Annotated in this window: 9 protein-coding genes; 5 read left to right on the forward strand and 4 right to left on the reverse strand. The window is 42.0% G+C overall.

All coding sequences use genetic code 11. From position 1 onward, the window contains the following. Positions 1–133: 133 nt before the first annotated feature. From glmU to FHS24_RS10390, 5 genes are all read left to right on the forward strand, one after another. Positions 134–1,516 (forward strand): bifunctional UDP-N-acetylglucosamine diphosphorylase/glucosamine-1-phosphate N-acetyltransferase GlmU, encoded by a 1,383-nt coding sequence (glmU, locus tag FHS24_RS10370; RefSeq protein ID WP_183621065.1) that lies wholly within the window; start codon positions 134–136, stop codon positions 1,514–1,516. 224 nt (positions 1,517–1,740) lie between these two features. Further along, entirely contained in the window at positions 1,741–3,585 is a 1,845-nt protein-coding gene (gene glmS / locus FHS24_RS10375; RefSeq protein WP_183621066.1) for a glutamine--fructose-6-phosphate transaminase (isomerizing), read from the forward strand. 564 nt (positions 3,586–4,149) lie between these two features. Continuing rightward, on the forward strand, positions 4,150–4,737 hold the full coding sequence (locus FHS24_RS10380) for a hypothetical protein (protein ID WP_183621067.1): 588 nt from the start codon (positions 4,150–4,152) through the stop codon (positions 4,735–4,737). 248 nt (positions 4,738–4,985) lie between these two features. After that, positions 4,986–5,714 carry a sulfite exporter TauE/SafE family protein gene (locus FHS24_RS10385; protein ID WP_183621068.1) on the forward strand — a complete coding sequence of 243 codons (729 nt, stop codon included), beginning with the start codon at positions 4,986–4,988 and terminating at the stop codon, positions 5,712–5,714. Positions 5,715–5,879: 165 nt separating this feature from the next. Continuing rightward, complete coding sequence (locus tag FHS24_RS10390; protein WP_183621069.1) at positions 5,880–7,364, forward strand: PepSY-associated TM helix domain-containing protein; 1,485 nt, start codon at positions 5,880–5,882, stop codon at positions 7,362–7,364. A gap of 138 nt (positions 7,365–7,502) precedes the next feature. Here the strand turns inward: FHS24_RS10390 and FHS24_RS10395 are convergent, their stop codons facing one another. From FHS24_RS10395 to FHS24_RS10410, 4 genes are all read right to left on the reverse strand, one after another. Beyond that, positions 7,503–8,942, reverse strand: a complete 1,440-nt coding sequence (locus FHS24_RS10395; RefSeq protein WP_183621070.1) for a hypothetical protein — start codon at positions 8,940–8,942, stop codon at positions 7,503–7,505. A gap of 80 nt (positions 8,943–9,022) precedes the next feature. Continuing rightward, on the reverse strand, positions 9,023–11,365 hold the full coding sequence (locus tag FHS24_RS10400) for a TonB-dependent receptor (RefSeq protein WP_183621071.1): 2,343 nt from the start codon (positions 11,363–11,365) through the stop codon (positions 9,023–9,025). A gap of 254 nt (positions 11,366–11,619) precedes the next feature. Beyond that, entirely contained in the window at positions 11,620–12,036 is a 417-nt protein-coding gene (locus FHS24_RS10405) for an ExbD/TolR family protein (RefSeq protein WP_183621072.1), read from the reverse strand. Next, positions 12,026–12,658 (reverse strand): MotA/TolQ/ExbB proton channel family protein, encoded by a 633-nt coding sequence (locus FHS24_RS10410; protein ID WP_183621073.1) that lies wholly within the window; start codon positions 12,656–12,658, stop codon positions 12,026–12,028. The genes FHS24_RS10405 and FHS24_RS10410 overlap by 11 nt, the downstream gene beginning before the upstream one ends. Positions 12,659–12,682 lie beyond the last annotated feature (24 nt).

A 12,682-nucleotide genomic window follows, 5' to 3' on the forward strand; every position in this document is an offset into this window, starting at 1 on the left:
AGCCAACTGCTAAGGACTTTATAACCTAATTACAAGCAATAGAGGTTACAAAGATGTCACGACATAGCATTTTGGTTAAATGACGATTTACGTTATAATTCAGACTTATATTTTGTTACATTTGTAGGCTATTATGACATCTCCTCTTTCGGTAATTATCCTCGCTGCGGGCAAAGGCACGCGTATGCAATCGGCCAAGCCAAAAGTGCTGCAGACACTGGCTGGCAAGTCGTTACTGGGTCATGTCCTTGATACTTGTCATCAATTAACCGTTGATGACACCATCATCGTTCATGGTTTTGGTGGCGAGCAGGTCCAAGCAGATATTAGTGAGCAATATGCGCACCTGCCTATCACTTGGGTTGCCCAGACTGAGCAGTTAGGGACAGGACATGCGGTAAAAGTGACGCTGTCTGACTTACCCAAAGAAGGGCAAAGTCTGATTCTCTATGGTGATGTGCCATTGGTCAGCTGCCAGACGTTAACGGCATTAAAATCTGCCAATACTAACGGTATGTCGATGTTGACCTTGACGGTTGAAAACCCTTTTGGTCTCGGTCGTATCAAACGTGATGAAGACGGCAATATCGCAGCTATCGTCGAGCAAAAAGATGCCAGCGCCGATGAGCAAAAAATCCAAGAGATTAATAGCGGTATTTACTGCGTTGATAATGCGTTATTGCATAAATATCTGCCAAAACTGTCTAATGACAATGCGCAGCAAGAATACTATCTGACTGATATTGTTAAAATGGCGGTTGCTGAAGGCATTAATATCGTTGCGATTGAGCCTGAGCATACCTTTGAGATTGAAGGCGTCAATAACCGCCAACAACTTGCCAGCTTAGAGCGCACGTGGCAAGGCAAATTGGTTGCAGACCTGCAAGAAGCCGGTGTCCAGTTCGCCGACCCAAGTCGCGTCGACATTCGTGGTACTTTAACTCCCGGTCAAGATGTGTTCGTTGATGTTGGCGTGGTGTTCGAGGGCGATTGCGTCTTAGGTGATAACGTTTATATCGAAGCGGGCTGTGTGATCAAAAACGCCCGTATTGGTAATGCCTGTCATATCAAACCTTATTGCGTGATTGATCGTGCTGAGATTGGTGCAGGTGTTGATGTTGGTCCTTTTGCCCATCTGCGTCCTGAAACCGTATTATCTGACAATAGCAAGGTTGGTAATTTTGTTGAAATTAAAAAATCGATTATCGGTTATGGCAGCAAGGTTAATCACTTAAGCTACGTCGGCGATGCGACGGTCGGTACCGACGTCAATATCGGCGCGGGTGTTATTACCTGTAATTACGACGGCGTAAATAAATCGCAAACCATTATCGAAGATAACGCGTTTATTGGCTCTAATGCCAGTTTGGTCGCGCCAGTAACCATTGGTGATACCGCAACGGTTGCTGCAGGTTCAGTGATTACCAAAAACGTTGATAGTAAAGCATTAGCCTTTGGGCGCGCACGCCAAACCCAGAAAAATGACTTCCAGCGTCCGACTAAAAAAGAAAAATAGTGACAGTCAGTCAAATACGTTTTTAATAATATTAATTTAGATAATACTAAGCAGCATGACAATCTTTGTGATGCTGCTTCCTTATATTTATAGCGTCAGGATGTTAGCGCAAAAGCCTCGCACTGACCTAATATAAATTTCTATTATTTGATAACTGAACATAATCGCAAAACATCTAAGCATTGAACAATCAAAACATGAAACATCGAATTTAAGGAATAGTTATGTGTGGAATCGTTGGAGCAGTGGCTGAGCGTAATATCGCCAATATCTTACTTGAGGGTCTCAAACGCCTAGAATACCGTGGTTATGATTCCGCTGGTTTGGTTGTCATTCGTAATGGTGAGTTACATCGCGAGCGTCAAGTGGGTAAAGTGCAAGCGCTGGTCGATGCCGTCGCAGTCAATCCTGAATTTTTCGATGGTCATATTGGTATTGCCCACACACGTTGGGCGACTCATGGCGAACCTGCTCAGCGTAACGCTCATCCACACGTGTCAGGTAAAATCGCTGTCGTCCACAACGGTATCGTTGAAAACTATGCTGAGTTAAAAGAAGAGCTGATTGCTAAAGGCTATGAGTTTACCTCGCAAACCGATACCGAAGTCGTTGCCCACTTAATCAATGACATCTACAAAACAACGCCTGATTTACTAGAAGCGGTACGCGCCGTTACTCCTTTATTACATGGCGCTTTTGCCCTTGGTATTGTACATATCGACTGCCCAGAAGAGCTGATTACCGTCCGTTTAGGTTCGCCTCTAGTAATTGGCGTCGGTATCGGTGAGAACTTTATTGCCTCTGACCAATTGGCTCTATTACCGGTCACCAATCGCTTTATGTACCTAGAGGAAGGCGATATCGCCAAATTGACGCGCAGTCGCATTCAGGTTTATGCCGATGGTGTTGAAGTAAAACGTCAGATACATGAAATTGACGCCGCCCAGCATAATGCCGATAAAGGCGAGTTTAAGCATTATATGCTCAAAGAAATATATGAGCAGCCAGATGCTGTCAGAAGAACCGTTGAGATGGCAGTCGATAACGGTACAACCTCTAAATTACGCGACGACTTTTTACAGCGTCATGAAGCGCAATTAAAAGGTATTAAGCATGTTCAAGTTATCGCTTGTGGTACCAGTTATCACTCAGGTTTGGTGGCAAAATATTGGTTTGAGAGCCTGATTCGTGTGCCTTGTTCGGTCGAGGTTGCTAGTGAATTCCGCTATCGCAATCCGGTTGTCGTCGATAACACGTTAGTTATTTGTATTTCTCAATCTGGTGAAACGGCAGACACATTATCGGCGCTACGTGATATTCAAAAGCACACGCCAAAAGGTCTAGTCAGCTTAGCCTTATGTAATGTCCCGACATCGTCTTTGGTACGTGAGACGGATATCTTTTTACCAACGCTTGCAGGCCCCGAGATCGGCGTTGCTTCTACCAAAGCATTTACCACTCAGCTAGCCGCTTTGATGCTATTGGTCTTAAAAGTAGGTGTCGTGCAAGAGCGTATGACTGGCGACAACTTGACTACTCTGCTTGGTCAACTGCAACAATTACCCGGTCAACTCCATGCCAGCTTAAACCTTGATGTACCTATCAAAGTCATGAGTGAGCATTTTGAATATAAGAAAAGCTGCTTGTTTTTAGGTCGTGGTTTACAGTTCCCTATTGCCTTAGAAGGCGCTCTAAAGCTAAAAGAAATCTCTTATATTCATGCTGAAGGCTATGCAGCAGGCGAGCTAAAGCACGGACCATTGGCATTGGTCGATAAAGACATGCCTATCGTGGTGCTAGCGCCTAAAGATAGTATGTTTGATAAGCTGAAAGCCAACATGCAAGAGGTACATGCGCGTCATGGTGAGTTGTTTGTATTTGCCAGTGAAGAAAGCAAGATGGTTGCAGAAGATAGAATGCACGTGGTCTATGTGCCTGATGTGTGTGAAACGCTTGCCCCTATCGTCTACAGTGTACCGGTGCAGCTGTTGTCATATCATGTAGCGGTGATGCGTGGTACGGATGTAGACCAGCCGCGTAACCTCGCAAAATCAGTAACAGTCGAATAATATTTACTTTTTCGCTGACATTTTTGTAAGCGAGTAATAAAGATTCATACTGGATAATTAGCTATCATACTATTGACTTAACTATTAACCCTTGCTGTTGTTTAATACCACAGCAAGGATTTTTTATGCTCTCAAGAAAAACAAGAAAAATGGCTTAAAGAAGGTGGAGTTCGAGGTGAGTTCGCCGATTATAAGCCTTGGATAAAAATCTCTGACATCTCTTCATCAGGTCGCTCTCATAGAGTTTTCGGTCCTACTGGCATGCTTTCCCTTGCAGTCAAATCCATAGAAAAAAACTTGATAAACTAAGTTTATTAATAGGCGTTTATCATCATTAAGAATCGTAAAAGCTACAGTGCAACTTTTAAAGCAGAAGCTATTAAAAAGGTAGCAGATAATAATGATTATGCAACGCTTGTAAAGCCCTCAATCATTGTCATAGAATGTCACTCTTAATGATTCTATATATTTTGTTAGGTGTTTTTTCTATAATGTATCGATTATAAAGTCTTTATACATAAATATTACCCGCGTAAAAATGGCTGGTAATATGACGACCGTATCATGCTTACTAAGCGTCGCAAGCTTGTTCTAAGATACTCATCACCAGTGACTTTATGGTTCGGCATGCTGTTGTCATGTTTTGCTTGGATCATGCATGCCACCGTATTATTGACCCCTTTATGGAATGACAACGCTCATTTGGGTCAAGGCATCTGTGTAAAACTTGCACCAATTGTCTCGCTAGCTAGGCAGTATGAGCGGATACAGACTGATGTTGCTCAAACAGAACATAGCCTACCTGATGATAGTGCGGCTTATCATATACACCATCATAGCGCACCCAACTTTTTAAAATCCCCTGCAACCGCTAAGTCAGCAATCATTGCTGATGTAAAAGCCTCATCAAAACAATCGCTTAGCGATGCTAACATTGACAGTTCTGATCCAGATTCTATAAAACATATTAGCTGTGATCTTTGTATTTCTATGTCTGCGCTGCTTGTGCCAGAAGTTTTTGCACATACTGACTCAGCCTTGATTGAACTGCCAGCGGTATTAGAGCCTTTTTTATATCACTCAATAACCTACTATCCTAGTAATTTTCTACGACCCCTCGCACGCGCACCTCCACAAGCCATAGCCACATAACTACCTATAGTTCAATATTTTATAGAGCATTAATGACATGCTATCAATCACCGAGCTTATTTTATGCTCTGCTTGATATGCCAGTTCATGCGCGCTTATCTAAAATATCGTGCTCAAAGTACTCTCAATTTATGTCAGAAAATATTCAGTAAATACCTAATCTGGGCAGATAAATTGCTCGGACTGCACTGTGGTATATAAAACTGAAAGTCTGATCTTATTTACGCTATGTTTTAGGAGTCATTTTTATGACTATGGCATTGTTAATTGCAGCATTATTAATGGGTTTTTTCGGTTCACCGCATTGTTTGGGTATGTGTGGTGGTATTGTCGCAGCGTTTGGACTGTCTATGAAAGACATCAGCCCAGCGAAAAAGCGTGGTCTTATTGCCACCTATCATCTAGGACGATTACTCAGTTATGCGCTATTAGGATTAATTGCAGGTTTGATCGGCACCACCGTGTTAACACCGTTAATGGTAGGTAATAGCACACCTCGTATTCTACTTGGGTTAGTGTTGGTTTTTGTGGGATTGACGATGCTCGGTCTGCCTTTTTTAAACAAGCTTGAGCGATTTGGTATGCGATTCTGGCAAACCTTGGCACCGCTACGCACAAAAGTATTTCCTTTAAATACCATTCCCAAAGCATTAGCAGCGGGTTTGCTATGGGGCTTTTTACCCTGTGGTCTGGTATACGGTGCGTTACTGATTGCCGTTGTCGGTCATGATCCACTAACAGGTGCTGTTTTAATGTTCGCTTTTGGGCTTGGCACTGTACCCATGCTGGTTGCTACTCATGAGACCGTTAATTGGGTACGGCATCACATTGGGCGTTTGCACTTACGCCAATTAAATGGCGCAATTATGATGGTATCTGGACTGGCCGTTATCGCTGTGCCTATGGTCATGTCCAATATGCATGGACATATGAATCATGAACAAATGAATCATGAACAAATGAACCACGAGCAATAAAGGACACCTCTTAGATAGGTAGTTTGCAAAGAATTCAAAGCTTCTGTTCCTAATATAACTTCAACAGCGTGGCAGGTTGCAAAACGCAGTATTTTTAGTACGCCCGATGATGACCGTCGATTTGAGAACAGAGCTGTATGATTAATAACTATAGAGGATTTATTGATGAGTGGAAGTAACCAAAAGCCAAATACCAATCAGCATTATTTTACCGTATGGCGTTGGCATTTTTATTCAGGTATTTTTATAGCGCCTTTTTTGATTATTCTTGCTTGTAGCGCACTTGGCATGTTGCTTATGTCTAATACAACGGGCCGCGATAATGATCGTTTGACAGTCACACCGCAATCTACGGTACAGATTCCTGTCTCTACCCAAGCTAAAGTAGCGCTGAAAACGCTTCCTGATAGCACGCTAGTTAAATATATTGCGCCTCGTGAGTCAGATACAGTCGCTGTATTCCAAGTGAGATCAGAAAATCAAGACAACATGGTAGCGGTTAACCCATACACCGCTGATATCGTAAAAAATATACCGACCAGCGGTAATTTATATCATACGTTTGATGAGATTCATGGTGATTTACTACTAGGGACAGTGGGTGACTATATTCAAGAAACTACTGCGTCTCTAACCATTTTGATGATTTTGACAGGTTGGTATTTATGGTGGCACAAACGCAAATCTGTTAAAGCGATGTTAGTGCCTGACGATAGTACAAGCCTAAGACGAAAACGTTCATTTTTTCGTACTATTCACGCAACATTAGGGAGCTGGATATCTATTCTGCTATTATTTTTCTGTATATCAGGAATGGCATGGGCAGGTATTTGGGGCGAGAAAGTGGTGCAGTCGTGGAGTCAGTTTCCTGCGGGCAAATGGGGGGTGGCTCCTGTGCCTATTTCCGTTGATCCCAAGCAACCCCACTCTTCTATGGATATGAACGAGGCTAAACCCCATGTTCATGGTGCTCATAGTGAACCAACCCATGGCAGTGTATTGAATAGTGGTAAAACCAAAGAAGTGCCTTGGGTACTTGAGCTAACACCCATGCCTATATCAGGCACGACTAGAGGCAAAGAAGGCATCTCATCTACTATACCTATCAATGTAGATACGGTGAATCAGTATGCCCGTGAGATAGGGTTTGCAGGCCGTTATCATATGAATGTCCCGCAAGACGACGCAGGCGTTTGGACGCTCAGTCAAGACTCCATGAGCTATGATATGAATAGTCCAACGGCTGACCGAACGGTACATATTGACCGCTACTCTGGTAAGGTTTTGGTAGATATTCGCTTTGATGACTACAATGCTTTTGGCAAATTTATGGCAGCTGGTATCGCCATACATATGGGCACGCTTGGTTTATGGAGTGTCCTTGCCAATATTCTTTTTTGCCTAGCCGTTATTGGTATTTGTATTAGCGGTTATCTAATGTGGTGGCAACGTCGACCTAGTACTCAAGAAGTCGCCGGTCTCAATCCACCAGCGCGCGGCATTAAGAGGTCTATACCAGTCTGGTTTATGATGGTATTGCTGGTGGTTGCCATCATTTTTCCAACAGCAATCATCGCCATAGTCAGCATATTTCTATTAGATTTTTTGATTATTTCACGGTTTTCTATTTTGCAGAAGCTGTTGAAATAAGCCTTTATTGAAACTAAAAACCACGACAAGTGCTATTAGTTCGAATATAGCGTTTGTTCTGCTAAAAAATAAACCCTATGAGTTAATTGTAGCTCATAGGGTTCATTTTAAAAGATTTAGGTCTTTAAAAAGCACAAGTTATGAGTCGTGATGATGCTCATCGTCGTGTGCAGTTTTCACACCGAACCAAGCTAGCTGCGATGGTGCAAAGGTCAATTTCAGCTTCGATTCGATTTTTTTAGTATCTGGATTAATTTTGACAATTTGTTTATTCTCGCTGTCCAGCACATAAACCATCTCGGTATTTGGATTAACGATCAAAGATGGCCCACCATGACTATAATTTTTGATCCCATTTGGAATAATATCCAATGCAGCTACTTGTTTATAGTTCTGTGTCACATCTAGCAGATGCAATGTCCCTGCATCGTCAAGTAGCATTAAATGTTCGCCATGTGCATCAAAATCATAGCTGACAACTCGGCGATTATTATTGGTCGTCCAAACAATAGGATCAATATTTTTGCTAATAGGATCAATACGGTACGGTTGACCACAGGCAGTGCCAACTAAATAGTTATGATGATAGTTGGTGACAAACGATCCAATTCGAGTAGGGCTATTGCTACCGTCTTCATTTTTACATTGGCTATTGGTCAAGCTGACAGGATAAGTAATTTTCTCAGCGCTGAACACATCACCAGCTTGCTTCACGCTCAAAATGCCGTCACTACAAGCGAAAACACTATAGTCGGTGACACTTCCACTTCCATGAAGACCCTGACATTTAGTATCGAACGTCTGGTTTAAATGATAATGGTCATTGTGCTGCTCAAAGACACTAATTGTATCAGCGAGTGGACTACCCACAGTATCATAGCGTCCCGTGCTAATAATATAATTCCCGCGAGGTTCTGCAGTACCATGCATGTTGGTATTTAATTTTTGATAAAGAAGTTTACCATTTGTAATGTCTGTATCTGTCACTAGTGCAAATCCAGCCGCCTGTGTGGGATTCTCTATTAGATTACCTGTCGCACCCAAACCATCAAAAAACAATCCTGCTTGCTCACCATACGTTTGATAATGTACCGGACGAGCATAGTTTAACTGTAGTGGCATTTTCGTGACATCCCGAGCATAAGGATGATCATGATCACCATGATTTTCAATTTCTAGCCCACTATGATAGAAATTCACCCCTTGATTGATACGGTCGAATACTAGTACGTAATTACCATTTGGACTGGTTCGTAGGGCATCAGCTTGACCTGTTAAGTCGAAATTTTGAATCACTTTGTTTTGAGCAAGACTATATACATAAGCTTTATTAGTCTCTTTTTCAGTAATCAGTATCCGTCCTTGACTCAGCTCAGCGCTTACATCTGACTCTTCGTCATGTTCATGTTCATGTTCATGTTCATGTTCATGTTCATGTTCATGATCGTGTTCGTGTTCTGGTTGCGTTGTTGGTGTTTTGCGATCATCATCTGCGCCACAACCACTAAGCGCTACAACTGTCAACAAAGTAGATAAAGCTAGCGCAATAGATTTACTTAGTGGGTGAACTTGAATCATAAAGGTACTCCATTCATGGGTATTATTTTCACTACTTACTGCTAAAAAGTTGGAAAAGCCAACACTTAAATAACTGATGGTTAAAAACGATAGGTTATCCCAGCATTTAATGAACGCTCTGGCCTAGGTACATGTTCAACTAGATAAGAGGCATGGTTGTATGCCAACTCGTTTAGCAGGTTATTAACTTCTAGGAAAGCGGTATAGTCATAAGCGTTAGGGCTATGATAAACAAGCTTCGCGTCAATCATGTTATAACTGGGCGTGTTGGTTTCAAAATCAGCAATGTGGTCTTGCTCAAAGCGATGGTATCCGGAAAGTACCAAATCGAACTGACCAAATTGAGTCGTGATATCACCACCAATTCGAGGTGCCACTAACCTTGGGGCATATTTACTTGTGAGATTATTACTATCTAGCGTTATCAATGCGATATCAGCAAAGCTGCCGATACTGATGCTATTATTGAGGTGGTAGCGAGATTGAATTTCACCACCATAATGTTTCGCGTCGTTTTGAACGTAATCAACCAATCTAAAACCTGCGGACTCTCCTTCTGTAACGAGATCTTGTGTTTTAGCGTAGATATAATTTTTGCTGTCATTATAAAAAGCAGACACACTGGTCTCAAAGCTATCGCCATTGTCAAAGCGTAATGTAAGTTCTACACCATTGGTGGCCTCTTTATTTAATTGGTCATTACCGCGCTCCCAAGTATTGGTTGCGAGATGGGCGCCATTAGAGAACAACTCTTGTGAGGAAGGTAGTCTTTCAGAGTGACTGACTCTTGCAGACAGTTGTGTATTAGGCGTAAGGTATTTACCCCCTTCTAAGCTGACAGAAGTACCAGTATGTGCTTTGTCGATGTTGTTTTCGGTATCGGTCAGGTTTTGAAAATCTTGACGACCTCCAAATTCGATGTACCAAGGACTTTTACCTTGTTTGCTTACGATGGCGTTAGTGCTAGTACTCTTATCAGTAAAGTCCTCACTATCACCGTGATTGTGCCCCGCATGTTTATCAGATGATGAAAACGTACTGTCGGCAAACTTATCTACATTTTTTATTTTTGCACCAAAATAGTTCGGTGTGAGTCGCTCAATAAAAAATATACCTACTTGAGTACGATCCGTTTTCGGAAGATAACCTTCTAGTCCCACCGCTGAAAACTCACTATTGGTGTAATCTAATCCAACCACCCCTTTCATAAAACCTAAATTGCCCGTTTTATAAGTCGCATGGGTTGCTTGGGTACGGGCATTAATGGCACTGTTTTTGAAAGTAGTGCCAGCCACACCTTCATCTATCTCATCATGGCGATAATCCGTATAACTAACCTTCGCATTGATGCTATCAACCCCTGTCATAGGTATTTGCCGCTCAGCATAGAGCTGATAGACGTTTGAAGTTAAATCAACATAAGGCGCTTCGCCATGATCGTGGTCATGGTCGTGCCCACCTGCGCAGCTGAGTTTATTAGGATTGTTATTGTCAGGCGAGCACTCGCTATGGACATGGAATGGCAGACCATATTCTGAGGACTGACGTTGATACGAACCGCCGATATACCCTAAATCAGTCACATAAGACAACCCGATACTGCCATTATCTTGGGTATACCAACTGTTACTAATCTCATCCGTGTCCCAATGTGGTACTTGAATATTGCCTTTGTCCGTTTTTTGATAACGCCCACTCCAAAGCCAGTTATCACCAATATTGCCATTAAGTTCCGCATAACCAAGATACCCATCGGTGGCTTGTTGACCGATTAAAGAAACTTTACCGTTCAGGTTTTTCTTTGACGATTGGTTTGGAATGGTGTCATCGACGATATTGACCACTCCGCCTATAGCACCGCCACCGTATATCAATGCTGAAGTGCCTTTAATAACCTCAATTTGTCTCGCACCCAATACGGGTACTGATATTTGATGGTCTGGGGAAATCTGTGAGGCATCCTGAACAGTCAGACCATTTTGCATGACTTGAACACGGGGTGCGCTCTGTCCTCGAATAATCGGGCGACTTGCGCCTTGTCCAAAACTGTCAGTAGAAACACCTATCTCATTTTCTAATGCATCACCAAGGGTGCTATTCACTTGAGAATCTAGAGTATCGCCAGTAATAATACTGGTTGCTGTTGCCATCTCATTTGTCTGAGGTAGTAAAGGATTGGAGGTGACAACAATAGTATCTAAAGTGGTTGAAGGTATCGCCATATCGGATACCCCATTATCAGTAGAGGTAGTAAGCTCAATGTCTGCTGACTGAGTTTCTTCTGCCATGACTGGTAAGCTTGCCATGCCTAGAGCAGCAGTCACTGAGAATATAACCGTTGCCTGTTTAATATTGATATTAAAGGAAGATATAGGAGCGTAATAAGGCTCTTTTAACTTATTGATATTAAAAGCTTGAGACATGAGAGTACCAAAATTAAAGGTTATGAGTGTAAATCAGTATCGGAATTTTCATTATGTTATAACATAACATTACGTAAGTACATATATAAATACATATTTTGGAAGTAATCTTTATACTTTAATAAGATAAAAACTCTTTGATGCCTTCAACTTAATATTAGGATTAATCGTAATCAGCTATGCTGAAGAAACCGTAAAGAGATATTTGGTAAATCAAATAATCTATAAGAATATTTATATCACGAACATAACAATCAATCCGTTACAAAAGCAATATTCGCTAGTTTTGCCTCACTTGCGGCCGCTAACACTTGAGCCACAGTATCGTACCTGCTTTCTTTATCTACTCGCAAACGAACAGTAGGGGCTGGAGTATCAGGCATAGCTAATACGTGACTTACCTCATGAAATCTTTTTTCTAACTCTGCCATACTAATTGGTTGGTCATCCCAGAAAATTCCTGCATCTTTATCAATACTGACTTGAATAACTTTAGGAGGTACTTCGCTCATTTTTGCTGAAGTTTTGGGTAATTGTAGAGGGATGGCAGGATTTAGCACGGTTGCTGTCACTAAAAATATAATCATCAATACCAACATAATATCAATCAGCGGAATGAGGTTCATCTCATTCATGCTCACCATGTCATCATCACCTAACTTAAATGCCATAGCTGCCTTCCTTAATCTTTGGGCTCGCTGAATTTGTATTGCCCTCTTTATTTTTATTTTGCGGGCTTATTCTAGCTGTTGCCTGAGCTTGAGAATCTGCCTGCTCCTTAATATTTGCTAGCACGCCGTAAGCAGTATCATTGGCTAGGTACATCACATTGCGATTAATGCGAGTGGCAATGTTGTAAAAGATAACAGCAGGTATTGCCACCGCCAAACCTAGCCCTGTCATGATTAAAGCCTCGCCCACTGGTCCTGCCACTTGCGCTAGCCCTGCCTGCCCAGCTTGAGCAATACCATGCAAAGCATGAAAGATGCCCCACACTGTACCAAACAAGCCAATAAATGGGGCGATAGAAGCCGTTGTACCCATGATGGTAAGCCCCTTTTCGCTACGGTGTCGGATACGTCCGATGTTTTGTAGCAAACGTTGTTCAACCGACTCCCTATCCATTAGCGTTATATTGTTTTTGACCAAGTCATGCGCTTGCGTTTTTAGATGCAGGCTATCAATGAAGCGTAAAATCCCTGCTATCCAAGTAACAATAGATAAGCCTAATAAAATAAAAAACAGTGTTTTAGAAATGGTATCGGTATATTGCCAGTATTCAAAAAAATCCATAAATAGCCCTTAAGACAAGGTGTT

This window comes from Psychrobacter luti (assembly GCF_014192115.1).
GTDB lineage: Bacteria > Pseudomonadota > Gammaproteobacteria > Pseudomonadales > Moraxellaceae > Psychrobacter > Psychrobacter luti.